At 71.9% G+C, this 24,060-nt stretch carries 17 protein-coding genes; 10 read left to right on the forward strand and 7 right to left on the reverse strand.

Annotated features, from left to right (window positions below; genetic code table 11):
• Positions 1-26: 26 nt before the first annotated feature.
• On the reverse strand, positions 27-2,015 hold the full coding sequence (locus OG519_RS08440) for a discoidin domain-containing protein (RefSeq protein WP_405580727.1): 1,989 nt from the start codon (positions 2,013-2,015) through the stop codon (positions 27-29).
• 250 nt (positions 2,016-2,265) lie between these two features.
• Here OG519_RS08440 and OG519_RS08445 point away from each other — a divergent pair, with 250 nt between their 5' ends.
• The 3 genes from OG519_RS08445 (at position 2,266) to OG519_RS08455 (ending at position 4,297) form a co-directional block, all read left to right on the forward strand.
• On the forward strand, positions 2,266-3,504 hold the full coding sequence (locus OG519_RS08445; protein WP_405580730.1) for a serine hydrolase: 1,239 nt from the start codon (positions 2,266-2,268) through the stop codon (positions 3,502-3,504).
• 105 nt (positions 3,505-3,609) lie between these two features.
• A complete protein-coding gene (locus OG519_RS08450) occupies positions 3,610-3,804 on the forward strand; it encodes a helix-turn-helix domain-containing protein (protein WP_405580732.1) in 195 nt (64 codons plus the stop codon).
• 7 nt (positions 3,805-3,811) lie between these two features.
• On the forward strand, positions 3,812-4,297 hold the full coding sequence (locus OG519_RS08455; protein ID WP_405580734.1) for a Clp protease N-terminal domain-containing protein: 486 nt from the start codon (positions 3,812-3,814) through the stop codon (positions 4,295-4,297).
• 81 nt (positions 4,298-4,378) lie between these two features.
• On the opposite strand, the gene OG519_RS08460 is transcribed toward OG519_RS08455, so the two are convergent.
• From OG519_RS08460 to OG519_RS08475, 4 genes are all read right to left on the reverse strand, one after another.
• Entirely contained in the window at positions 4,379-5,386 is a 1,008-nt protein-coding gene (locus OG519_RS08460; RefSeq protein ID WP_405580736.1) for an NADPH:quinone reductase, read from the reverse strand.
• A gap of 38 nt (positions 5,387-5,424) precedes the next feature.
• Complete coding sequence (locus OG519_RS08465) at positions 5,425-5,835, reverse strand: hypothetical protein (RefSeq protein WP_405580739.1); 411 nt, start codon at positions 5,833-5,835, stop codon at positions 5,425-5,427.
• Between the two features lie 199 nt (positions 5,836-6,034).
• The gene (locus OG519_RS08470; RefSeq protein WP_405592571.1) at positions 6,035-6,928 is read right to left on the reverse strand and encodes a Gfo/Idh/MocA family protein; all 894 of its coding nucleotides are present in this window, start codon (positions 6,926-6,928) and stop codon (positions 6,035-6,037) included.
• Between the two features lie 2 nt (positions 6,929-6,930).
• Complete coding sequence (locus tag OG519_RS08475) at positions 6,931-7,305, reverse strand: 5-carboxymethyl-2-hydroxymuconate Delta-isomerase (RefSeq protein ID WP_405580741.1); 375 nt, start codon at positions 7,303-7,305, stop codon at positions 6,931-6,933.
• Between the two features lie 294 nt (positions 7,306-7,599).
• Between OG519_RS08475 and glnII the strand changes: the two genes are divergently transcribed.
• Positions 7,600-8,619, forward strand: a complete 1,020-nt coding sequence (glnII, locus tag OG519_RS08480; RefSeq protein ID WP_405580744.1) for a glutamine synthetase — start codon at positions 7,600-7,602, stop codon at positions 8,617-8,619.
• 150 nt (positions 8,620-8,769) lie between these two features.
• The gene (locus OG519_RS08485) at positions 8,770-10,848 is read left to right on the forward strand and encodes a hypothetical protein (protein WP_405580747.1); all 2,079 of its coding nucleotides are present in this window, start codon (positions 8,770-8,772) and stop codon (positions 10,846-10,848) included.
• Positions 10,849-10,969: 121 nt separating this feature from the next.
• Here OG519_RS08485 and OG519_RS08490 read toward each other — a convergent pair whose 3' ends face one another.
• Entirely contained in the window at positions 10,970-11,458 is a 489-nt protein-coding gene (locus tag OG519_RS08490) for a GNAT family N-acetyltransferase (protein WP_405580750.1), read from the reverse strand.
• 178 nt (positions 11,459-11,636) lie between these two features.
• A complete protein-coding gene (gene pulA / locus OG519_RS08495; RefSeq protein ID WP_405580752.1) occupies positions 11,637-17,129 on the reverse strand; it encodes a pullulanase-type alpha-1,6-glucosidase in 5,493 nt (1,830 codons plus the stop codon).
• A gap of 521 nt (positions 17,130-17,650) precedes the next feature.
• On the opposite strand from pulA, the gene OG519_RS08500 reads away from it, so the two are divergent.
• The 5 genes from OG519_RS08500 (at position 17,651) to OG519_RS08520 (ending at position 24,045) form a co-directional block, all read left to right on the forward strand.
• Positions 17,651-18,952: an extracellular solute-binding protein gene (locus OG519_RS08500; protein ID WP_405580754.1), complete on the forward strand. Its 1,302-nt coding sequence runs from the start codon at positions 17,651-17,653 to the stop codon at positions 18,950-18,952.
• A gap of 126 nt (positions 18,953-19,078) precedes the next feature.
• The gene (locus tag OG519_RS08505) at positions 19,079-20,071 is read left to right on the forward strand and encodes a carbohydrate ABC transporter permease (protein WP_405580756.1); all 993 of its coding nucleotides are present in this window, start codon (positions 19,079-19,081) and stop codon (positions 20,069-20,071) included.
• 8 nt (positions 20,072-20,079) lie between these two features.
• Complete coding sequence (locus tag OG519_RS08510) at positions 20,080-20,991, forward strand: sugar ABC transporter permease (protein WP_405580759.1); 912 nt, start codon at positions 20,080-20,082, stop codon at positions 20,989-20,991.
• 107 nt (positions 20,992-21,098) lie between these two features.
• Positions 21,099-22,967, forward strand: a complete 1,869-nt coding sequence (locus OG519_RS08515) for a glycoside hydrolase family 13 protein (protein ID WP_405580761.1) — start codon at positions 21,099-21,101, stop codon at positions 22,965-22,967.
• A 34-nt stretch (positions 22,968-23,001) separates the two neighbouring features.
• Positions 23,002-24,045 carry a LacI family DNA-binding transcriptional regulator gene (locus tag OG519_RS08520; RefSeq protein WP_405580762.1) on the forward strand — a complete coding sequence of 348 codons (1,044 nt, stop codon included), beginning with the start codon at positions 23,002-23,004 and terminating at the stop codon, positions 24,043-24,045.
• Positions 24,046-24,060 lie beyond the last annotated feature (15 nt).

Genomic DNA, 24,060 nt, shown 5'->3' on the forward strand with positions numbered 1-24,060 from the left:
GGCCGGGGGGCCGGGGTGGCCGGGGTTCAGGCGCTGTAGATCTCGAACTCGGAGAGCTGCGCGGCCGGCCAGCCGGTGTTGGAGTTGAAGTTGAGGCGTACGTAGCGGGCGGTGACGGTGGACGGCAAGGTGATCGTCACGGTGTTGCCGGTCGCCGGGTTGAAGGTGTAGCTGATGAAGGGCAGTACGGTGGTCAGCGGCACCGAGGGGCCGGCCTGCACCGAGATGCTCTGGGTCCTGGTGCCCCAGGCGGTGGCCGGCGGCAGCTTCAGGACCAGCCGCTTGACCTGCGCGCTCGCCGTGCCGAGATCGATCTGGAGCCACTGCGGGAAGGCGTTGTTGACGGACTCCCAGTAGGTGTCCGCGTTGCCGTCGTTGACGTTGGCCGGGTAGTAGACCTGGGTCTGGCCGCTCGCCGTGACGGGCTTGCCCAGCGCGAGGTTGGCACCTGGCTGGGTGACCGCGTCGGTCGTCACGGTGACCTGGTTGGACGGCTGGGAGATGTCGCCGGCCGCGTCGAGCGCCTGTACGTCGAAGGTGTAGGCGGTGGCCGCGGTGAGGCCGGTGACGGTGAACGCGAGGATGTTTCCGCCGGTGCTGCCGACCGGGGTGGCGGAGGAGCCGGTGACCCGCATGATCCGGTAGCCGGTGACCGCTACGTTGTCGGTGGCGGCGCTCCAGGCGAGGGAGACCGAGGTGCTGGTGTGGGCGGTGACGTGCAGGCTGCCGGGAGCGGTCGGCGCGGTGGTGTCCCCGCCGAGCACGGGCTGGGTGGGGCGGGTGGCGGTCAGCGCGATCTGGCCCTTGAGCATTCTGCCGCCGTCGCCGGTCAGCCGCAGGTAGTAGTCGGCGGAGCAGGGGGTGCCGTCCTCGTCCAGCGCCAGGAAGCCGGAGTTGGTGGGGACCCAGGCCTGGGTCTCGGCGGTCTTGGCGATCTGGTTGCCCTCGTTGAACTCGTCGAACATCGAGATGTAGACGCTCTTCACCCCGGCCCGGACCATGTTGTAGAACTGCCGCCACATGAAGTCGCCGTGCGCGCGCTGCCGCAGCAGCACCGCGCCGGGCAGCACGCACGGCTGGTAGTCGATGCCGTAGGTCGCGCACTCGGCGAGGTCGGGGACGGTGGCGACGTTGTAGAAGTTGTCGGCGTCGCCGACGTTGCCGATCCGGCCGACCATCCACGGCGAGAGCATGTTGAAGGCGTGGTAGACGTCCGAGAAGCCGGGACGGGAGTCGCGGTCACCGGTACGCCACCAGGTCGGCACCCCGCCGATCACGTAACACCCCTGCGCCTTGAACCAGTTGACGACGTCCAGACAGGGCCCGGCGGCGAAGGGGCGCTGGTTGTCGGCGAAGCCGAAGCCCCAGATGCACACCACCGGCTTGCCGTTCTGCGTGGCGTACGCCGATGAGGCCGTGTGGGCCTTCATCTTGTCGGTCCAGTCGGTCTTGATCTCCGACTGCATGTTCGTCCAGTCCGAGACGTCGTACATGATGTAGAACTTCCGGCCGTGCGACTCGGCGGCGCTGCGCACCTTGGCCGCCATCGCGTCCCGGGTGGGGCCCTCGCTGCCGTTGGGGTTGAAGCGCTGGAGCGCCGCGGTGTCGATGTTGTTCTGCTGCATCCACAGGAAGTGGGTGTCGACCGTCTGCTGGTCGTAGGACGAGAAGAGACTCGCGGGCTGGCCGTTGCCGAGATTGGCGTACGCCGTCGGGTACGTCCGGGTGTAGTCGCGGACGTCGGGCCAGGCCACGATGGTGGTGTTGGACGGGGACGGCGGCTGGCTCCCGTTGGCGCTGTAGTGCCACCAGGCGTTGATCGGCGCGCCGTCACCGATCGCGGCGAACCAGCCCTGGTACCCGACGGTGACCTTGCCCACCACGTCGCCGGGGGCACTGGCCGCGGGGGCCGCGGCCGCGGCGGACGCCGGGCCGGCCACCCCGAGGGCTGCCAGTCCCGCGGCGGCCGACCCACCGGCCGCCGTGCCCAGGAACGTACGACGAGACACACCCATCTGGACTCTCCTCGATCGGCTGCTGTCAACTCCCGCCATGGCGCGGCCGAGAGGGATCGGCAGCGGATCGGAAGTCCGGTGCGGAGGATCGTAATGACGCGGTTACGCTCGCGCAATAGATCGAACGTAAGGCGAAATAATTGACAGAAAGTCCGCAAGAATCGCCCAGGATGGCGGTCTCCGGTCGGCTTCACACGATTGGAACCGAGATCTCAGCCGATGCAAAGTTTTGCTTCGTAGCGTGACCCGCATGAGTCAGGAACGGTCGCCCAAACACATCGGGGCCGTCGGGGCCGACGGGGCCGACGACGGGACCGGAGCCGGGGCCGGCAGTACCGGCACGGACAGTGACATAGCCTACGAGGCGGACCCGCACACCCACGCCACCTGGGACGACGACCGCTGGTGGAACCGCCAGATGGTGCTTTCCGTCACCGCGCTTGCCGTGATGGCGGCGCTCACCCTGGCCATGATCGTCCATCCGTTCCCGGCCAGGGCGGGCACCCGGCCGGTCGCCAAGGCCGTGACACCCCGGCCGCCGGTGACAGCCCGCTCGGCGATACCCCAGCCGGACGTCATACCGTCCGGCTCCCCCGTCGCCGAGGTGTCCCCGCCCGCGCCCTCCGCCGCACCCGTCACCCCCGCCAACTCGGCGACCCAGGCGACCCAGGCGACCCAGGCACCCCCGACAGCTTCCCCCGTGCCCCCCGCACCCCCCGCGACGACCGCGCCCCCCGTCCCGCCGCTCGACCCGGTCAAGTCCCTCGCCCGGGCCATCGCGGACGTACCGGGAAGCGGCACGGGAAACCTCTCGGTGGGCGTTGCAGACCTGGACGGCGCGGCCTCCGCCACGTACGACAGCGACCCGGACGACCGGGCGTACGACACCGCGAGCATCGTCAAGGTCGACATCCTGGCCACGCTGCTGCTCCAGCACCAGAAGGCCGGCACCTACCTCACCTCGGGACAGCGGAATCTGGCCACCTCGATGATCGAGGTGAGCGACAACGACGCGGCCGAGCAGCTCTGGGAGACCATCGGCGGCGCCTCCGGGCTGGCAGCGGCCAACGCCGCCCTCGGACCGCGCCACACCGTCGGCGGCCCGGGCGACCTGTGGGGCCTCACCCAGACCACCGCGGCCGATCAGCTCGCCCTGCTGCGGGCGGTCTTCGGCGACGCCGGCACACCGCTGTCGGCCGACTCCCGCAGCTATATGAAGTCGCTGATGACCGCGGTCTCCGGCGGCCAGCGCTGGGGCGTCTCGGCAGCCGACTCCGACGGGGCCGGCTACGCCCTGAAGAACGGCTGGCTACAGCGGACCGCCACCGGTCTGTGGGACATCAACAGCATCGGCCTGGTGACATACGAGGGCCACCGGCTGCTGATCTCGGTGCTCTCCTCGGGGCAGCACAGCGAGCGGCAGGGCATCGATCTGGTGGCGGCGGCGGCGGACGCGGCGGCGAAGACCTTCGCCCAGGGACTGGCCTGATCCGATCGCCCACCCCCACCCCCACCCCCGCACTCAACCCGGCCCCAGCGCACATCTGTCAGTTTGGATTGACGCCGTTCCGGTTGTCAGTCTAGGCTGACGGACATGGACCTTACCGCGGTCATGAATTCGGACGACCCCGCCGTCGGTCTGCGGGCCGTCGGGGCACTGCACCGGCTCGCCGAGCAGGTGGAGGCAGCGCACGTGGCGCTGGCCCGGCAGCAGGGGTGGTCGTGGGAGCAGATCGGCGACGCCCTCGGGGTGTCGCGCCAGTCGGCGCACGCCAAGTACGGAAAGTGAGATCGCCATGCCGGACAACACCGCGACCGTAGCCGCTCGGCTCAAGACCGTGCTCGAACTCGCCCGCCAGGAAGCCGACCGGCGTGGGGACCGCCGGATCGGCACCGACCACCTCCTGCTCGCCCTCCTCCACGACCGGGCCGCGCCGCCCGCCCGCGCCCTCGGTGTGACCCTGGACGACGGGCGGGCCGCCCTCGACGACATGGACCGGGCGGCTCTGGCGGCACTCGGCATCCACTTCGAGGGGCCGCTCACCCTCTCCCGGGACGGATCCTCGCGCGAGCACCGCCGGATGACCCTCAACTCGGCGGCCCGCACGGCTCTCGTCGGAGCGAAGACGATCGCCCAGGGGGAGCGCCGTGGGCGGCGCATCGAGGCGAGCCACCTCCTGCTGTCCCTGCTCACCGCCCGCCACCCCGACCCGGCGGCCGATCTGCTGGCCGCGCTGGGCCTGCGCGGGCCCGAGGTGCGCGAACGGCTCGCCGGCGCCTGACCCGCAAGGAGCCGAGCGGCCGCCTGGTCCGCCCGCGCGGCCCGGGCGGTCCGTCCGGGCCGCGCGCTCGCCGGCGTCCGGCTACGCCGTCACGTCGATGAGCACCTTCCCCACCGCGCCGCCCGCCACCGCCGCGTGCGCCGCCCCGGTCCGTGCCAGCGGGAAGCGGTGCAGCGGCAGACCCGCCTCGTCGCCGACCCGGATCGCCCCGTCGACCAGCGCCGCCTCGACCGCGGCGACCGCGTCGTCCTTGGCGCCGGCCGGCATGGTGTAGACGAGGATGCCCTGCCAGCGGATGTTGTCGACCATCGAGAGGCGGACCGGGACGGCCACCGTCTCACCGTCATTGGCGTAGAACGCCACCACCGCGTCGGGGGCGGCCACCGCGAGGTCGAGTTCGGCGTTGGCGGCCGGCGCCACCTCGACCACGATGTGCACACCGTCGGGGGCGATCCGGCGGATCTCGGCGGCGGCGTCCCGCTCACGGTAGTTGACGACGTGGTGGGCGCCGGCCGCCTTGGCGAGCGCCGCCTTCTCCGGGCCGCTGACCGTGCCGATCACCGTGGCGCCGGCCCAACGGGCGAGCTGCACCGCCGCGTTGCCGACCGCGCCCGCGCCGCCCGCCACCAGCACCGTACGGCCGGCGAGCGCGCCGGGGCCCAGCCGTCGCGGGCCGCCGTCGGCGACGGTCAGCGCGCGGTGGGCGGTGATGGCCGGGATGCCGATGCTCGCGCCCAGATCGAAGGAGGCACCCTCGGGGAGGGTGACGGCCTGCCGGGAGGGCAGCGTCACATACTCCTGGGCGGTGCCTTCGGCACGCCGGTACGCGGCCTCCCACAGCCAGACCCGCTCGCCCACCCGGCTCTCCGGGACCCCGGGACCGGCCGCGTCGATCACACCGGAGCCGTCCTGGTTCGGCACCTGCTCGCCGTCCGGGTCGTTGTTCTGCCGCGACTTCCAGTCGGTGGGATTGACCCCGGAGACGCGGACCTTGACCCGGACCTCGCCGGGACCCGGCTGGGGCACCGGGCGTTCGGTGAGGGTGAGCACGTCGGGACTGCCGCTGCTGGTGTAAACGATCGCCTTCATGAGCCGTACAAGGTACGCGGCCGCGGCTTTCTTCCCGGCTACGTCGGCTCGGGCAGCGCCACCCGGTCCACCGCGGGATCGATACGCGGCAGACGGGGGACGTACGCGCCGCTGGAGCCGCCGTGGCCGCGGTGGACCAGCAGGCCCGACAGCGGGTCGGGCACGGCGTCCAGCGCGGCCCGGGTGCCCGGCAGCGACCGCCAGGCCAGCCAGGCCGTTTCCTCGGCGAACGCCACTTCGAGCACCACGCCCCACGTGTGCTCCGACCAGTCCCATGACACAGCGCCGTTGGTCACCAGCGACTCGGCGAGCGTCTGCGCGTACGCGTCACGCCACGCCGCGGCCGAGACGGCGGTGTGCTCGGGGTGCTCGGGGTGCTCGGGGTGCTCGGGGTGCTCGGGGTGCTCGGCGTCCATGATCTCTATCGACCACCAGTCCGCAGCTCTCATGCATTTGACGATAGACACCGGGCACCGGGGTCGGAAGGGGGCGAACACCCCCAGGGCCTGATCTTTTGGGCGCGACGACTCTTCCGGAGCCACACCCGTCACTCATGTCCCGGCACGCAAGGGGTTATTAGGGTGCGATCCGGCTCATTCCAGACAACGGATTCCGGATCCTCGGGCGTGGCGGCACCGGACCACCCCGCTACCCCAGTGCCGCCTCGGCCGCCGCCAGGATCTCGGTGACCCGCGCGCCGAAGCGCGCGTCGCACGGGTGCGCGGCGCCGGGGGGCGCGGCGATCGCCGCGATGAGGGCGTCGACCGCGCGGTGGAAGGAGTCGGTGGCCGGCCCGCTGAGGTTCTCCGGGTAGGCGGCGACCCCGTGCGTGCCCCGGAACTCGATGGCCACCCCGGCCCCGGCCGGGGGCGCGGTGAGCGTCAGCACCGCCGTACTGGAGGCGCCGCTGTCATGCCGCAGTGTCAGATGCGTGGTGTCCCCCGCCCCGCGGGACGCGTGCACCTCGGTCACGTCACCGAGCACCGGCAGCAGTACGGACAGGGCGTGCGGTCCGACGTCCCACAGGCCGCCCTTCTCCTGCCGCCAGGGCGAGGCGGCGTACGGGCTGGCGGCAGGAGAAGGGCGGCCGAACACCGCGCCGTACCAGTCGGCGCGCCCGGTGTACCAGTCGCCGGTCGCGGCCTGCCGGTCGATCCACGCGGCGCTTCCGGCGTCGAAGCGCAGGGTGAAGAAGACCACGGAGGCCACCCCGGCCGCGTCGACCGCGTCGGCCACCGCGTGCGCGTCCTCGACGGTCGCCGCGAGCGGCTTGTCGAGCAGCAGATGGCGGCCCGCCGTCGCGGCCTTGGCGGCCAGCGGCGCCTGGAGCGCGGGCGGCAGCGCGATCGCCACCGCGTCCACGTCCGCGATCAGCGCCTCCTGGTCCGGGTAGGCCCGCCCGCCGAACTCGGCGGCCACCTCGGCCGCCGCCCCGGGCCTGCGTCCCCACACCCCGACCAGTTCCACCCCGGCGTGGCCGGCCAGTCCGGGCCCGTGCGCGCGCCGGGCCCAGGGGCCGGTCCCGAAGAGCCCCACCCGGATGGTCATACGGTCACCCGGGGCTCGTCGTGCTTGGCGTAGGCGTCGCGGTCGAGGTCCCGGAAGTCCACCGAGAACTGGAGCTCCAGAGCCGGGGTCGGCGCGGTGTGCCGCCGCAGCAGGGCCAGTACGGCACCGGTCAGTTCGCGCTTCACCTCCGGCGGCCGGCCGGCGAACAGCGCCAGCTCGGCGTGGATCATGGCGTGGTGGGGTGAACCGTCGGCCAGATACGTCTCGTCCAGCCGGACGAACCGGGTCTTGCAGCCGGCGGCGCGCCCGCCGGCGATGGTGACCAGCGCCTCATGGAGGTCCTTGGCGAAGGCCGGCCGGTCGAAGGCGTCCGTGACGGCGTCCGAATACTCAACGGTGATATGCGGCATGCGGCCCATTGTGCCGCCCGCCCGCTGTGTACAACCCCCCGGCCGGGGCCGCCGCCGGGCCGGCCCCGGGGGACGCCGCCGCCTGGTGCCCAGGTGAGTACGGGGGCGCGGGATGCCGCTGGTGACCGCTGGACCGTCGCCCCTGGTCATCCGCTACGCGCCGGGTGCGCGTTCACCTGCGGTTAACAGTCGGGCAACAACCGGGAAAAGCCCTCTTGCGAGGCTGCAAGAGGCCCGATCAGTGCCGCTCGGCAGCCCGCACCCGCGATCAAGTTCGTTAAGGATGGCGTCACCGTGACCTACAAGGCTGAGTACATCTGGATAGACGGCACTGAGCCGACCGCGAAGCTGCGTTCCAAGACGAGGATCCTCGCCGACGGCGCTGAGCTTCCCATCTGGGGCTTCGACGGTTCCAGCACCAACCAGGCCGAGGGCCACGCCTCGGACCGCGTACTCAAGCCGGTCGCCACCTACAAGGACCCGTTCCGCGGCGCGGACGACGTGCTGGTGATGTGCGAGGTCTTCAACATCGACGACACCCCGCACGAGTCGAACACCCGCGCCGCGCTGCGCGACGTCGCCGAGCGCTTCGCCGAGCAGGAGTCGCTGTTCGGCATCGAGCAGGAGTACACCTTCTTCAAGGGCTCCCGCCCGCTCGGCTTCCCCGAGGGCGGCTTCCCCGCCCCGCAGGGCGGCTACTACTGCGGTGTCGGCGCCGACGAGATCTTCGGCCGCGAGATCGTCGAGAAGCACCTGGACAACTGCCTGACCGCGGGTCTGGGCATCTCCGGCATCAACGCCGAGGTCATGCCCGGCCAGTGGGAGTTCCAGGTCGGCCCGCTGTCCCCGCTGGACGTCTCCGACCAGCTCTGGGTGGCCCGCTGGCTGCTTTACCGCACCGCCGAGGACTTCGGCGTCTCCGCCACCCTGGACCCCAAGCCCGCCAAGGGCGACTGGAACGGGGCCGGCGCCCACACCAACTTCTCCACCAAGGCCATGCGCGAGAACTACGCCGCGATCATCGAGGCCGCCGAGTCCCTGGGCCGCGACACCAAGCCCGCCGACCACATCAAGTACTACGGCTCCGGCGTCGAGGCCCGCCTCACCGGCGCCCACGAGACCGCCCCGTGGAACGAGTACAGCTACGGCGTCTCCAACCGCGGCGCCTCGGTCCGTATCCCCTGGCAGGTCGAGGTCGACCAGAAGGGCTACATCGAGGACCGCCGCCCCAACGCCAACGTCGACCCCTACGTCGTCACCCGGCTGATCGTCGACACCTGCGGCTCCGCCCTGGAGAAGGCCGGACTCGTCTGACCCGCCGATCCCGGCGAGCGGCGTCGCCGTACGCCGGCCGTTGACACCAGAGGGCGCCCACCGACCGGTGGGCGCCCTCTTCGCGGCACTGGGTACGGCCACCGGCCGATGGCCGGGTGACCATCCGATGAACCACTCGTTTTACCCAGCGTGAACTCCCGACCGCGCCACGCCACTTCCACCGCCAAGACCACCGCGCGCGGTTCACGCCCCGTCGCGGTGGAGGAGGCGGAGGCCGCGCTGGTCGAGCACTATCCGCGGCTGGTGCGGCTGGCGTATCTGACCCTGCCGGCCGCGCTCGGCAAGCACCGCAGGGTGGTGGTGGCGCACCGGCTCGCGCAGCGGGCCCTGCCGCGCTCCGGCCGTGCCGCGGCGGCGCCCGGCGGCGCCTACGGGCTGCTGCGCCGGGAGGTGCTGCGCGGCGCGCTGGAGTTCGGCGGGCGCGGCCGGCTGCGGACCGCCCTCGACGGTGCCCGCGGACCGCATGTCCTGGGGCTGCGGGTCCACCCCCGGATGGGGGACGACGCGGAACTCGCCCTGGACCGCGCGCTGTCCGCTCTCCCCCCGCAGGCGCGGGCCGCCTTCGCGCTCCGGATCGCCGAGCAGGTGAACGCCACGCAGACCCAGACCCTGCTGGAGGAGGCGGGCGTCGACGATCCGGCCGCCGCGCTCCGCAAGGCCGCCTCGGCGGCGGCCGGACATTCGCTGCCGGAGCTGCGACGGTTCATGGAAGCGCCCGAGTTCGACCCCGCCACGGTCCAGGCGCGGCCCACCGATCTGCTGCGCCGGCGGCGGCGGACGCGGGTCGGGCTCGCCGCCACCATCGTGCTGACGGTCTGCGCGGCGCTGGTGGCGGTGGACAGCGACACGCCGCCGACCACGGCGTACACCGCGGGCGGCGGTCCGCCGGCGGCCGGCGCGCCGCTCGATCTCGACCCGGCGGCGCTGGTCAGGACGGCCCCCGGCGGCTGGACGGCGACCACCCGGCTGGACTTCACCGCGTGGCCCCCGCGCGGCGGCAGAACCGGCGACAAGGCGCTGCTCCGCAGGGCGTTGTCGGTGTGGGCAGCCCCGGGCCCCGCGGTGGACATCACCTCGACGCCGGGCACGCCGCGGACCGGCCCCGCCCAGCCGCCGCAACTCCTCTTCGCCGGGGACACGGGCTCCGCCGGTGCTACGGGGCAGCCCGGCGGCCCGGCCGGCGCCGCGGGCTCAGCCGGCTCGGTCGCCACCGCGGGCGCCACGGTCGTGCTCTTCTACGACGGACTGCGGCTGGTCCGCTACGCGCAGCCGCGGGCGGGCGGCGGCCGGGCCGCGCTGGACTTCGCCCAGGTGCAGAACGCCGACATCGCCACCGCCGCCGCGGTGGTCCTCGACCGGGGAGCCGGCCGCACCCGCTATCTCCTGGCGCCTTGGGTCACCGGCGCGCGGACCCGGGACCTGATGCGGCCCGACCGGGCCGGCACCGAGGTGCGCCGGACCGCCGACGGGGTGACCGATCCGGTACCCGTGCCGGTCCCCCACGGCGGCGGCCCGAGCACCTCCCCCGGCTCACGGCCGGCCTCCCCGGCGGCCGGCTGCGGTACGACCTGGCCGGTACTCCAGCTCAGGGCGTCCTCCGAGGTGGCCGAGAAGCACAGCTTTCTGCTGACCGACCTCGGCGACCTCACCCCCGTGCATCTGACCTTCGTCCCGCCGCCGGGCGCCGATCCGCAGGACGGCTCGCCGCGGGAGGCCACCGGCCGGCAAGCGCTGACCAGTTGGGCGCATGACGCGTGCGGCCTCGGCGCCCTGCGCGGGCAGGGTGTGCGGTCGGTCAACGACTGGCAGTTCGCCAGGACCGCGCTGCCCGAGGGCGACGGCCGGGCCGCGTGGACCTGTGACCGGGTGGACACCTGGCGCGGTCCGGGGCAGGCGACCGTACGGTTCGTGCCGCCCACCGTCGGCGCGACGGCTCCCGGGGTGCTCGCCGGACAGCAGACCGACGGCCACGCGTGCAGCCGCTTCGGGCCGGACGTGCTGGCGGGCGTGCTGTGGAAGTCGCACGCCGGCCACTGGTATCTGCTCGCCGCGGGGAGCCGCCGGGTCGCCCGGATCACCGCCGCGCACGGTGTCGACGCGACCGCGAACGGTCCCCATCTGGCGGTGCGGGCGGCGCGCGGCGACCGCCCGACCCTCACCGGCACCCTGACGACCGGCGGCACCCTGGCTCCGCTCTCCGACGGCTGAGTGACGGTTGACCGCGGGGCCGCGGGGCGTCACCGGACCGAAGGGGCGGTTGCTGCCGTCTCCGGACCACCGGCCGGTGGCCGGTTGGCCGCGCAGTTCCCCGCGCCCCTTCGGGGCGGCACTAATCAGTCGGCGGCACCCGGAGCAGCATCGTCACATGGTCGGCGTCGCGGGAGTCCTCCACCCAGCCCTGGCTGGTGTAGAAGGCACGGGCCCTGGCGTTGGGGGCGAAGACCTCCAGGCGGGCGGTGGTGACCTTGGCCGCCTGCCAGACGGCCACACAGCTCTGGTGGAGCTTGGTGCCGGTGCCGGTCCGCCAGACCTGGGGGTCGATGTGGAAGTGGAAGAGCTTGTCGCCGTCGAAACGCGCGCCGAGCACCGCGAAGCCCACCAGGTGGTCGCCGCGGACCGCGCAGAGCACGGTGTGCTCCCGGGAGATGATCGCGTCCCGGGTGCCGACCCGCTGCCGTTCCAGCTCCTCGGGCCCGCGATACGCCTCGGCGGGGAGGTGCCCCTCGTAGTACGTCGCCCTGGCCCGGGCGTGGACGTCGCAGATGGCGTCCAGGTCCTCGATGACGGCGGGCCGGACGGTGACGTACGAAGTGCTCATGGATCCATGGACGCCTGGGCCGGCGGAACGGTTCCCTCCGCGTGGCGGTGGGTGACCTCCCTCGCCACGCCTCGCCACGCCTCGCCACGCCCCGAGCCGGGAACGGGAGGGGTGACGGCACGCGGCGGGCGGGCGAGGGGTCAGGTCCCGACCGGCCCGCCGCGTGGTCAGCCGGAGGTCATCCGGCCGCTGTGAACACCGCCACCGTGCGGGCGGGCACGGTGAAGGTGCCGGTGGTGGGGGCGTATCCGGCGGTCTTGACCACCGGGTCGTGCCCGTGCGCCTGCACCGGGTGCAGGGTGTAGCGGATGCCGGCGAGCGCGGCGACCCGCTGGTCCTGCCGGCTCGGGGTGGCGTTGATGACGACCACGAGGTCGTCGACCTTCATGGTGATCACGCCGGGCGTCTCGTCCGTGCCGGACAGCGGGAAGGAGAGCCGCTGCTGGACCTGGGCCGCGGTGCCGAGACGGAAGGCGGGTTCCGTGGTGCGGATCCGCAGCAGGTCCTGGTACGCGGCCGAGGCGGTGGCGATGCCCGCGCAACTCTGGGTGACCGTCGGGTTCGTCAACAGGGGCTTGGCGTACGGCCACTTGTCCTCGTTGTCCGGCGCCGGGGGCAGTCCGCGGCCGAACACGCCGACCGAGCTGCCGGATCCGCCGTTACCCCCAGAGCCGCCGGTACCGCAGCTCCAGTGGATCGCGTTGAACCAGTCGCCCGAGTCGAAGGAGTTGCGGTCGAGGGACTTGGAGCGCAGCAGGTCGGATCCGGCCTGGTAGAGCGCGGGGCCCTGGGAGAGCACCGCGGTGGCCTCGGCGACGACCTGCGCCCTGGCCCGGTCGGCGGCCGGAGTGCCGGCCGGGAGTTTGTAGGTGAGGGCGTCGTAGAGGGTCTCGTTGTCGTGGGCGTCGACGTAGGCGAGCGCGTCGCCGGGGGCGTCGGCGTAGCCTGCCGGGGACCCGTTGTAGTCGATCCCGGCGCCGGTGACCGGCCGGCCGGCCGAGTCGGTGAAGGCGAAGTCCTTGAGGTTTCCGGTGAGTCCGACCTTGATCAGGTCCTGGTAGTGCAGCAGCCGGGCCCGCTGCTCGTCCGGTGTTCCGTTGGCGGCCGAGGAGTTGGGGTCGGTGAACAGACCGGAGGCGAAGCCCTGGACACCGGGGTCGGCGTCGAAGGGGCTGCCGCCGCGGACCGCGTCGCGGGCCCGGTCGGAGAAGGTGGCGATCCCGGTACCGGCCATGTTGGCCTGAGTGGCCTGGACGAAGCGGGCGTCGTCGGCGACCTCGCCGAAGTTCCAGCCCTCGCCGTAGAGAATGATCTTCTTGCCGTCCACCCCGTCCTTCGCGGGCGTCAGCGTGTCGAGTGCCGCGCGGACGGCGAGGATGTTCGCCTTGGGATGGAAGCCCATCAGGTCGAAGCGGAAGCCGTCGACCTTGTACTCCTTGGCCCAGGTGACGATGGAGTCGACCACCAGCTTGCCCATCATCGCGTTCTCCGGCGCGGTGTTGGCGCAGCAGGTGGAGTTGGCGACCGAACCGTCGGGCAGCAGCCGCTGGTAGTAGCCGGGCACGATTCTGTCGAGGACCGAGGTGTCGGCCTGCCCGCTGGCGTCGGTGTGGTTGTAGACCACGTCCATCACCACCCGCAGGCCCGCGTTGTTGAGGCCCTGCACCATCCGCCGGAACTCCACCGTCCGGCCGGTGCCGTCGGGGTCCTTGGCGTAGGAGCCCTCGGGGACGGTGTAGTGGTAGGGGTCGTAGCCCCAGTTGTAGGCGTCGTCGGCCGCGGTCTTCAGCACGCACGCCTGCTGCTGGTCGCTGTCCGGGGCGTATCCGGCCAGGTCGCAGTCGGGCTCGGCCTGGTCGGCGGCGCGCTCGGGGACACTGGCGAAGTCGAAGGCGGGCAGCAGGTGCACGTAGCTGACGCCGGCCCGGGCGAGGGCCTTCAGATGGGTCATCCCGGCCGAGCCGGCGTCGGTGAAGGCGGTGTACTTGCCGCGGTCCGCGGCCGGCACGGTGGTGTCGGCGATCGAGAAGTCGCGGATGTGGAGTTCCTGGATCTGCGCCTGGCTCATCGGCACGGCGGCGGGTTTGCGCTGGTCCGCCCAGCCCTTCGGCGCGAGCCTGCGATCATCCAGGTCCACCAGCAGGCTCTGGCGCGAATCGGCGGTCAGCGCCAGCGAGTACGGATCGGTGACCTTGTTGACGACGAGCCGCCGCACGCTGGGCGCCCACACCGTCACGACGTACAGGTACGGCTTCCCGGCCCAGGACGGCGGGCCGGTCACCGACCAGACGCCGCTCGCCGGGTCGCGTCGCATGGGTACGGTGTGGCCGGCGATCTCCACGGACACGGTGTGGGCGGTCGGGGCCCACAGCGCGAGGCTGGGGGCACCGTGCCGGAAGACCGGTCCCAGCGTGGCGTGTTGGGCTTTGCCGGCGTAGAGGTCGTCGAGCACTCCTTGGGTCTGGACCCCGGTCGCGGCCAGCAGCGCGCCGTCGGAGGTCCGCTCGGTGGCGATGAGCTGGCCGCGCAGCGCCTCCGGCACCCGGTCGCGGTCGCGGGGGTCGACGGTGAAGGCCGTATATCCCTTGAGCTGCGGGAATTTGGCGAGCTGCGCCGCGGTGAGGCCGCCGTCGGTCCTGGTCAGCCGCAGCCAGCGGCCTTCGTCGGAGAGCGCGCCGTCCTTGATGGTGATGCCGCCGTCAGCGGCGTAGACGAGTTGCTGGGAGGCGGCGGCGAGGGAGGTCCGCCAGGCGACGGTGTCCCGGTCGATCCACTGCGCCTGCGACGTGGTGAGGTCCAGATCGGCTCCCGATCCTTTGGGCTGGGGCAGCAGGTAGTCCTCGGTGCCGGCCAGCAGCCAGACCTCGTGCCCGGTGGCGGTGAGGTCGAGCGACTGGTCGCTCGGCAGGTCCTTGGTGTCGCCGCTGTGGATGATGTAGCTGAGCGAGGTGGCCCCGGCGGCGAGCGGTACCTCGAACACCGCGCCGTAGGAGTCGACGGTCGTGGGCCGCAGCGGCGCGGTCCAGTCGGTGGGGGTGGCGGCGCCGGTCCAGACGTGCAGGCCCCAGCCGGTGTAGTCGCCGTCGGCCCGGTGGTAGTGGAGGACGGCCTTGCCGCTGTCCTGCGGCGGATAGGCGCCGTCCGGCGGGCTGTCGGCCACTTCGGGGCTCCCCTGCTTGATCCACACCTCGCCGGTGGCGGTCAGGTCGATCGCCCGGTCGCCGTCGGTGTCCTTCACGCCGTCCTTGCTGACGACCAGGAATCCGACGGTACCGGCGCCGGGCCTCAGCTTCACATAGGCGAAGGCGCCGTAGGCGTCCCGCCCGGTGAAAGGGTGGCCGGCCGGGAAGGTGGTGGCCTCGCCGTCGGCGAGGTCGCCCCAGGCGTAGAGGTTCCAGTCGGCGTAGTCCCCGTCGGTCCGCTGGTAGTGGACGATCGCGTCGTCACGGCTGATCGCCATCGGCGGCGGGACGACCGGTGGGGCGCCGAGCGTGGTGGCGGCGGTGGCGGACACGGTACGGCCGGCCGAGTCGACCACAACGGCCTTGTACCGGACCGGTGTTCCGGGCGCGCCTGAAACGACCTGGGTGACTTCGTAGGGCGCGTGGTCGGCCGAACCCAGCACCTGCCAGGGGGCGTTGCCGGTCTGGGCGGCGAACACCACCCGGTTCAGGCCGCCGCCGGTGACGTCAGCGCTGACGGCGACGGTGCCGGTGGCGCCGGGGGCGGGCGCGGTCAGGGTGATCGCGGGCTTGGCGGACGCCGCGGCGGGCGGCCGGGCGGCGCGGTAGACGGTGGCGCTCAGCGCGGGCACGGTGAAGGTCACCGCGGCGGTGGCATCGGTGGCGCCGGTCGTCGCGATGGTGCCGGTGGCGCCGTAGATGCCGTGGTAGAGGCTCTTGTTATCGGTCGGCACGGTGACCGTCCTGGCGGTGGTGGCGTTGTTGACGGCCACCAGGTAGTCGTCGCGGCCGCGGGGGTCGGTGCGCGAGTAGGCGTAGACGCCGGCCCCCGTGCCGGGTTCGGCGTACCGCTCGGTCTGGACGCCGTCCCGCAGCGTCGGATGGTCCTTGGTGAGGCGGGAGAGCGCGGCGATGGTCCGGTAGAGCGGGTGGGTGGGGTCGTAGGCGTCGCTGGCCGCGGTGCGGTCGGTGCCGATCTCGTCGTCGCCCAGGTAGTCGGGCACCTTGGAGGCGAACATCGTCTGCCGGGCGTCCTTGTCGCCGCCGGAGCCGGTGAAGCCCTGTTCGTCGCCGTAGTAGACCACCGGATTGCCCCGGCCGAGGAACATCACCGCGTTGGCGAGCCTGTCGCGTCGCAGGAGTTCCGCGTCGCTCGCGCCCGGGTTGTCCTGCCGGAGGAAGGCGCCGATCCGGCCCATGTCGTGGTTGCCGAGGAAGGTGACCTGCTCGTACGCGTTGGCCCGGTCGGTGGTGTAGCGGTAGTCCTGCGCGTAGACGGCGGCGAGTTTGCCGGGCGGGGCGCCCTGTGAGGCGTAGGCGCGGGCCGCGTCCTGGAACGGGAAGTCGAGAGTGGCGTCGAGCCGGCCCTGGGTGACGTAGGGCGAGGTGACGGCCGGGTCGGCGTCGTAGGTCTCGCCGAACATGAAGAAGTCCTTGCGGCCGTGCGCCGCCGCGTAGGTGTCGAGCGCGGTGGCCCACTGGGTCCAGAAGGGCATGTCGACGTTCTTCACGGTGTCGATCCGGAAGCCGTCGATGGCGTAGTCGGCGACCCACTTCTGGTAGATCTTCTCCATGCCGTGCACGACCTCGGGCCGCTGCGTCCACAGGTCGTCGAGTCCGCTGAAGTCGCCCTGGTCGGCGCTCTCGCCGGCGAAGGTCGAGTCGCCCCGGTTGTGGTACATCGTCGGGTCGTTGAGCCAGGCCGGGACCTTGGCGTCCTTCTTGTCCGCGGCCACCGTCGGGACGCGCGGGAAGGAGTCCGCCGTCACCTTCGGGAACGGCGTGCCGCCGTCGGCGTAGTCGTCGTCGTCGAACGGCGTGCCGTCCTGGGCGAGATACGGAAAGGCGCCCTTGGACAGATAGCCGTAGGTGTTCGCCGTGTTGCCGATGACGTCGGCGGTGTGGTTGGTGATCACATCGAAGAAGATCTTCATGCCCTTGGCGTGGGCCGCCGATATCAGCGTCTTCAGGTCGGCGTTGGTACCGAAGTGCGGGTCGACCTGGGTGAAGTCGGTGATCCAGTAGCCGTGGTAGCCGGCCGAGGCGTCCTGGCCGGTGCCCTGCACCGGCTGGTTCTTGAAGATCGGCGCCATCCAGATCGCGGTGGTGCCGAGCCCTTTGATGTAGTCGAGCTTCCGCGTCAGCCCTTTGAGGTCGCCGCCCTGGTAGAAGCCCTTGTCCGTCGGGTCGTACCCGGTCGAGAGCCGGCTCCCGGTGAGTCCGCCCTCGTTGTTGCCGGGGTCGCCGTCGGCGAACCGGTCCGGCATCACGAAGTAGAACTGTTCGCGGGTGTCGCCGTGCCGGGCGGGCTGCGCGGCGAGCGCGCGGTCCGAGGGTGGCGGCGGGGGCTGGGTCGCGGCTCGCGCGGCCGGATTCGGCAGGGCCAGGGCGGCGAGCGCGGCGAAAGCGGTGGCGGCGGCGATCCGCCGCGCCGAGCGGGGACGCGGGCGCCCGGCGTGCGCCGGGAGCAGCCTGAAGTGCTGGGCCACGGGCGGTTCTCCTTAGGGCCATCCGTCGCGCCGGCCTCCGGGAGAACGGCGGGAGAGCACCCGGAAGGTGCTGGGTGAGCGCCGCGTCAGCACCGGGTCAGCACCGGGTCAGCACCGGGAACGACGGAAAAAGGGGACGGCCTCGCGCCCGGACTCACGCGCCTGAAACCGGGTGCCGCTCCGGCGTCGGTGCCGGAGTTGACCGGGACGGTATCCGCCGCCATGGGCTTTCAGCAAGACGGTGTAAGTGATTCCATCCGAGCTGCCGGTCCGTCACCTCCCGGCTGCCGCACTGGTTTGCCCCCCGACCGGCAGCCCGCCGGCGAGGCGCGATGTACGGCAACAGTGGGAAATGGGGGGTGATGTGACGGGCTGTGTGGAGAGTGCGGGAGCGGGTGCGGAGAAAGGGTTGCCGGTGGGCGGGTGTTGCGGAAACTTCCTTGCAGCCTCTTTCGCAAGCGATTGCAGCGCTGTTACGGTCCTGCCCAGCCCGAGCCGATCCCTCATCAAGGAGTACTGGTATGCGACGTGGCATATCCGCCGTTGCGCTGGCCGCGGCCGTCGTTCTCGGGGCCGCCGCCTGTGGCGGCGGTGGGGGCAGCGGGAGCGGGGGCGGCAACGCCTCGGCGAAGGACCCCGGTTCGGTCACGGGAACCATCACCTACTGGGACACCTCCGACGCCAAGAACGAGGCGCCGGCCTACAAGGCGCTGGTGAGCGCCTTCGAGGCGAAGTACCCCAAGATCACGGTGAAGTACCAGAACGTGGACTTCACCACGGTGGAGCAGAAGTTCAAGGCGTCGGCGCAGAGCGGCAAGGGCGCGCCCGACGTGATCCGCGCCGATGTGGGGCTGATCCCGGAGTACGCCTCGCTGCACTACATCGCGCCGCTGGACGGCACCCCGGCCTTGCAGGACACCCAGGACTTCGTGGCCGGGCCGCTGAACACCACCAGGTACGAGGGGAAGACGTACGGCGTCCCCTCGGTCACCGACACGCTCGGACTGCTCTACAACAAGGACGTCTTCAGCCGGGCCGGGATCACCGCCCCGCCGGCCACCTGGGACGAGCTGATCGCCGACGCCAAGACCATCAAGGCGAAGGTGCCGGGGGTGACCGGCACGTACGTCAACCCGGACGCGTACTTCCTGCTGCCGCTGCTCTTCGGCGAGAACGCCGACCTGGCGGACCCGGCGGCGAAGAAGATCACCATCAACTCGCCGGAAGCGGTGAAGGCGGTCACCAAGGCGAAGGAGATCTACGACAGCGCCTCGCTGAAGGTCGACTTCGCCAGCGCCTACGACAACATGCAGACGTCCTTCAAGACCGGCAAGGTGGCGATGCTGATCCAGGGCCCCTGGTCGGTCGGTGACGACATGAGCGGCTCGGCGTTCCAGGGCAAGGGGTCCAACCTCGGGTACGCGCCGGTGCCCGCCGGGTCCTCGGGGAAGGCGCTGGCACCCACCGGCGGTCACGACCTGGCGGTGTACCAGGGCTCGAAGAACCTCGCCGCGTCCTATCTGTTCACCCAGTTCATGACCTCCTCGGCGGCGCAGCAGCAGATCGCGGTGAAGAACGGCACCCTGCCGACCCGTACCTCCGCCTACACCCCCGAGGTGCTGAAGAACCCGACCATCGCCGGCTTCAAGCCGATCATGGACACCGCCCGGCCCCGGGTGGCGCTCCCCCAGGTCGGCAGCCTCTTCACGCCGTTGCAGCAGGAGTACATCAAGATCCTCCAGGGCCAGACCTCGGTCAAGGACGGACTCGACGCCGCCGCCAAGCAGTTCGGCACGCTGCTGCCCGGCTTCGCCGCCCAGTAGCGGCGCCCGCCAGCTCCGGACCGGCCGGCCGGGGTCCCGCCCCGGACCGGGCGGGGCCCACGCGCCCGGCCGGCCGGTCCGGGCCAGCCCGCAGCAACGACGAGAGCCGACAAGAGCCGAGGAGCGATGACCACCGCAACCATGGACGAACCCGCCCGGCCCGCGGCCCGACCGCCGCGCGCCCCCAGGCCGGGCCTCCTGACGTCGGTCAGGCGGTCGTGGGACAGGTACTGGTACGCGTACGCGATGGTCGCCCCGGTGGTCGTGGTGATCGGGGTGCTGGTGCTCTACCCGCTGGCCTACGGCCTGTATCTGACGTTCACCAACGCCGACGAGTCCAACGTCGCCAAGGACATCGGCGCCTTCCACCAGGGCGCCAGCTACCACTTCGTGGGGCTGCACAACTACTGGCGGATCGTCTCGGGCCAGGACGGCGACTTCTATCCGCGCCTTGAGTGGACGGTGGTGTGGACCGTCTCCTGCGTGGTGATCACCTACGCCATCGGGCTCGGCATGGCGATGCTGCTCAACCGCCCGGTGCGGTTCCGGCTGTTCTACCGGCTGGCGCTGATCCTGCCGTGGGCGGTGCCCGCCTTCATCGGCGTCTTCGCCTGGCGGCTGATGTTCAACTCGCAGTACGGCGTCTTCAACGACATCATCACCAGCGTCGGACTGCCCGCGCAGGACTGGCTGGGCACGCCGTTCGCGCAGAAGATCGCCGTGATCACGGTGAACGTCTGGTGCGGTGTGCCGTTCATGATGGTGGCCCTGCTCGGCGGACTCCAGGCGATCCCGGGTGAGTTGTACGAGGCCGCCGAGATGGACGGCGCCTCGCCGCTCCAGCGCTTCGGCCATGTCACGGTGCCGGGGCTGCGGCCGGTGACCAGCACCGTGGTGCTGCTCAGCACGGTCTGGACGTTCAACATGTTTCCGATCATCTATCTGCTGCTCGGCAACAACACCACCGGCGATACGGACATCCTCGTGACGTACGCGGTCAAGAAAGCGTTCACCGGGGTCTCCGACTACTCGGGCGCCGCGACGTACGGCATCGTCATCCTGCTCATCCTGGTCGCCTTCTCCACCTTCTACCGCCGCCAGTTGAAGCCCCAGGACTAGGAGCCGCCATGAGTGCCACCACCGAACGCGGCTCCGCCGTTCCCGCCCCCGCGGTCGTCGCGGCCGGGCCCGGCACCCGGCGCGGGTACCGCCGCCGCGGCGAACGCGGGCTCGGCATGTCGGTCGCCCTGCACACCACCCTGCTGGCGGCCAGCGCGATCGCGGTCTTCCCGGTGCTGTGGATCGTCTTCATCTCGCTGGGTCCCGGCAGCGCCTGGCAGCAGCCGGGTGAGGTCGTCCACCATCTGAGCCTCGGCAACTACCGGTTCGTGCTGCTGCACAGCGATTTCCCGCACTGGCTGCTCAACTCGGTGATCGTGGCCGCGGCCACCACCGTGCTGGGGGTCCTCATCGCGGCCAGCGCCGGCTACGCGATCTCCCGGATGAGGTTCCCCGGCCACCGCTCGCTGATGTGGACCTTCCTGCTCACCCAGATGTTCCCGGTGGCGGTGCTGATCGTGCCGCTCTACAACCTGCTCGCCCAACTCGACCTGCTGGACAGCTTCCTCGGGCTGATCCTGGTCTACTGCACCATCGCGGTGCCGTTCTGCGCCTGGATGCTCAAGGGCTACTTCGACACCATCCCGCGGGAGATCGACGAGGCGGGCCGGGTGGACGGACTCAATCCGATCGGCACCTTCTGGCGGCTGATCGTGCCGCTGGCCCGCCCGGGACTCGCGGTCACCGCCTTCTACACTTTCCTCACCGCCTGGGGGGAGGTGGCCTACTCCACCCAGTTCATGAGCAGCGACCACTACACCCTCGCGGCCGGTATCCGTACCTTCGCCGCCGACCAGCGAGCCGACTGGGGCTCGATGACGGCCGCCTCGGTGGTCATCGCGATCCCGGCCGGCCTCGTCTTCCTCCTCGTCCAGCGCCACCTGGTGACCGGTCTGACCGCCGGCGGCACCAAGGGGTGATCCGCTCCTGACCTTCGCCGGTCCTCCCCCGCTTCCCGCAGGTCTTTCCCGGCTTCCCGCCGACCCCCCTCAAGGCGCCGCTTTCACGGGCCCGTACAAAGGAAGTCATGAGCCAGCACCTCACCGACGCGCCCAGCACCGCCGCCACCGACGTCGCCGGGCCGGCGGACTGGTGGCGCGACGCGGTGATCTACCAGGTCTATCCGCGCAGTTTCGCCGACGGCAACGGCGACGGCATGGGCGATCTGCCGGGCGTCACCGCCCGGCTGCCCTACCTGCGCGGCCTCGGGGTGGACGCGGTGTGGCTCTCGCCCTTCTACGCCTCGCCGCAGGCCGACGCGGGGTACGACGTGGCCGACTACCGGGCGGTCGATCCGATGTTCGGCACCCTGACCGACGCCGACGACCTGGTGCGGGAGGCGCACGCGCTGGGTCTGCGGGTGATCGTGGACCTGGTGCCCAACCACTGCTCGGACCAGCACGAGTGGTTCAAGCAGGCGCTGCGCGAGGGGCCGGGATCACCGCTGCGCGAGCGGTTCCACTTCCGGGCCGGCCGCGGCGAACACGGCGAACTGCCGCCCAACGACTGGGAGTCCATCTTCGGCGGCCCGGCCTGGACCCGTACGGCGGGCCCTGACGGCACCCCCGGCGAGTGGTATCTGCACCTGTTCGCCCCCGAGCAGCCGGACTTCAACTGGGAACACCCGGCGGTGCACGACGAGTTCCGCTCGGTGCTGCGCTTCTGGCTGGACCTGGGGGTCGACGGCTTCCGGATCGACGTGGCGCACGGGCTGGTCAAGGCGGCGGGGCTGCCGGACATCGGCCGGGCCGAACAGCTCGCGCTGCTGAGCACGTCCGCGATGCCCTACTTCGACCAGGACGGGGTGCACGAGATCTACCGCGGCTGGCGGCGCGTCCTCGACGAGTACTCCCCCGGGCCGGGTCGGCCGGGTCGCCAGACCTACCAGGGCCACCAGGGTCACCAGGGGCCGCCGGATCGACACGGTCGACGGATGTCCGGGGCCGCGGGCGCCCGGATCGCGGTCGCCGAGGCGTGGACGCCCACCATCGAGCGGGCCGCCCGCTACCTGCGCCCGGACGAGCTGCACCAGGCGTTCAACTTCGAGTATCTGACCACCCCTTGGGACGCGGCGGCGCTGCGCCGGGTGATCGACAAGTCGCTGACCGCGATGAGCGCGGTGGGCGCCCCCGCCACCTGGGTGCTGTCCAACCATGACGTCACCCGGCACACCACCCGCTTCGGCAATCCGGTGCCGGTCGCCGACGGGGTGCCCGTCGCGGTCGCGCCGACCCAGCTCCGGGAGGCGGGCGACCGCGAGCTGGGGCTGCGGCGGGCCCGCGCGGCCACCCTGCTGATGCTGGCGCTGCCCGGCTCCGCCTATCTCTACCAGGGCGAGGAGCTGGGTCTGCCGGATGTCACCGACCTGCCCGACGACGTACGGCAGGACCCGTCGTTCTTCCGCGCCGCCGGGCAGGACGGCTTCCGCGACGGCTGCCGGGTGCCGATCCCGTGGTCCGGCACCGAGCCGCCGTACGGCTTCGGCCCCGAACCCGGCGGCCCGAGCTGGCTGCCGCAGCCGGCGAGCTGGGCGGAGCTGAGCGTGGACGCGCAGACCGGCGATCCGGAGTCCACGCTGGAGCTCTACCGGGCGGCGATCGCCCTGCGCCGCGAGCACCCGGCGCTCGGCGCCGGCACCGGGGTCACCTGGCTGGACACCCCGGCGGGGGTGCTGGCCTTCCGGCGCGACAGCCCCGACGGCCAGAGCCTGGTCTGCACGGTCAACCTCACCGGCGCTCCGGTCATCCTCCCGGCGACCGGCCGTGAGCTGCTCTCCAGCGGTGTGCCGGCCACCGCCGTGCCGGTCGCCCCGGCACCGGCCGGACCGACCGGGGCGTCCGATTCGGCCCACCATGTCGCTATCGCGGCAGACACGGCAATTTGGTGGGCGATCTGACGTGGTGGCCTTCCGTCCCCTAGCATCCGGTGCTGTGACCGCACGGCTCGCCGACATCGCAGCCCAGGCGGGGGTCAGTGAAGCAACGGTCAGCCGGGTGCTCAACGGCAAACCCGGAGTCTCCCCGGCCACCCGCGAATCCGTACTGGCCGCTCTCGATCTGCTCGGCTACGAACGGCCGGTCCGGCTGCGGCAGCGCAGCGCCGGACTGGTCGGGCTGATCACGCCGGAGCTGGAGAACCCGATCTTCCCCGCCTTCGCCCAGATCATCGGGCAGGCCCTCACCCGGCAGGGCTACACCCCGGTGCTCGCCACCCAGACGCCCGGCGGCTCCACCGAGGACGAGCTGGTGGAGATGCTGGTGGAGCGGGGGGTGGCCGGGATCATCTTCGCCTCCGGACTGCACGCCGACTCCACCGCGGACACCGGGCGCTACGCCAGGCTGCACGGCCAGGGCGTCCCGTTCGTGCTGATCAACGGCTTCTCGGAGAAGATCGACGCGCCGTTCGTGTCACCGGACGACCGGGGCGCGGTCCGGCTCGCCGTCACCCATCTCGCGGCGCTCGGCCACCGCAGGATCGGCCTGGCCACCGGGCAGAAGCGTTTCGTCCCGGTGCAGCGCAAGATCGAGGGCTTCGTGACGTCCATGAGGGAGGTGCTGGGCGTGCCGGAGGAGGAGGCGCAGCGGCTGATCCAGCACTCGCTCTTCACTCTGGAAGGCGGCCAGGCCGCGGCCGGCGCGCTGATCGCGGCCGGCTGCACCGCCATCGTCTGCGCCTCGGACATGATGGCGCTCGGCGCGGTCCGGGCGGCCAGGGCCCTGGGCTTCTCGGTGCCGCGGGACGTCTCGGTGGTCGGCTTCGACGACTCGCCGCTGATCGCGTTCACCGATCCGCCGCTGACCACCATCCGGCAGCCGGTGGCGGCGATGAGCCAGGCCGCGGTGAACGCGCTGCTGGAGGAGATCGGCGGCACTCCCACACCGCACAGCGAGTTCGTCTTCCTGCCGGAGCTGGTGGTGCGCGGCTCGACCGCCGCGGTGCCGCCGGCCGGCCGGACCCCCGCCGGACAGGGCTGACGCCAGGTCCGACCG

It is taken from the genome of Streptomyces sp. NBC_01190 (assembly GCF_045039895.1).
Classification (GTDB): Bacteria; Actinomycetota; Actinomycetes; order Streptomycetales; family Streptomycetaceae; genus Actinacidiphila.

Bases quoted from the DNA above. Each gene is read 5' to 3' on its own strand.
- OG519_RS08440 (WP_405580727.1), bottom strand. From the start codon at position 2,015: ATGGGTGTGTCTCGTCGTACGTTCCTGGGCACGGCGGCCGGTGGGTCG.
- OG519_RS08445 (WP_405580730.1), top strand. From the start codon at position 2,266: ATGAGTCAGGAACGGTCGCCCAAACACATCGGGGCCGTCGGGGCCGAC.
- OG519_RS08450 (WP_405580732.1), top strand. From the start codon at position 3,610: ATGGACCTTACCGCGGTCATGAATTCGGACGACCCCGCCGTCGGTCTG.
- OG519_RS08455 (WP_405580734.1), top strand. From the start codon at position 3,812: ATGCCGGACAACACCGCGACCGTAGCCGCTCGGCTCAAGACCGTGCTC.
- OG519_RS08460 (WP_405580736.1), bottom strand. From the start codon at position 5,386: ATGAAGGCGATCGTTTACACCAGCAGCGGCAGTCCCGACGTGCTCACC.
- OG519_RS08465 (WP_405580739.1), bottom strand. From the start codon at position 5,835: ATGAGAGCTGCGGACTGGTGGTCGATAGAGATCATGGACGCCGAGCAC.
- OG519_RS08475 (WP_405580741.1), bottom strand. From the start codon at position 7,305: ATGCCGCATATCACCGTTGAGTATTCGGACGCCGTCACGGACGCCTTC.
- OG519_RS08490 (WP_405580750.1), bottom strand. From the start codon at position 11,458: ATGAGCACTTCGTACGTCACCGTCCGGCCCGCCGTCATCGAGGACCTG.
- OG519_RS08500 (WP_405580754.1), top strand. From the start codon at position 17,651: ATGCGACGTGGCATATCCGCCGTTGCGCTGGCCGCGGCCGTCGTTCTC.
- OG519_RS08505 (WP_405580756.1), top strand. From the start codon at position 19,079: ATGACCACCGCAACCATGGACGAACCCGCCCGGCCCGCGGCCCGACCG.
- OG519_RS08510 (WP_405580759.1), top strand. From the start codon at position 20,080: ATGAGTGCCACCACCGAACGCGGCTCCGCCGTTCCCGCCCCCGCGGTC.
- OG519_RS08515 (WP_405580761.1), top strand. From the start codon at position 21,099: ATGAGCCAGCACCTCACCGACGCGCCCAGCACCGCCGCCACCGACGTC.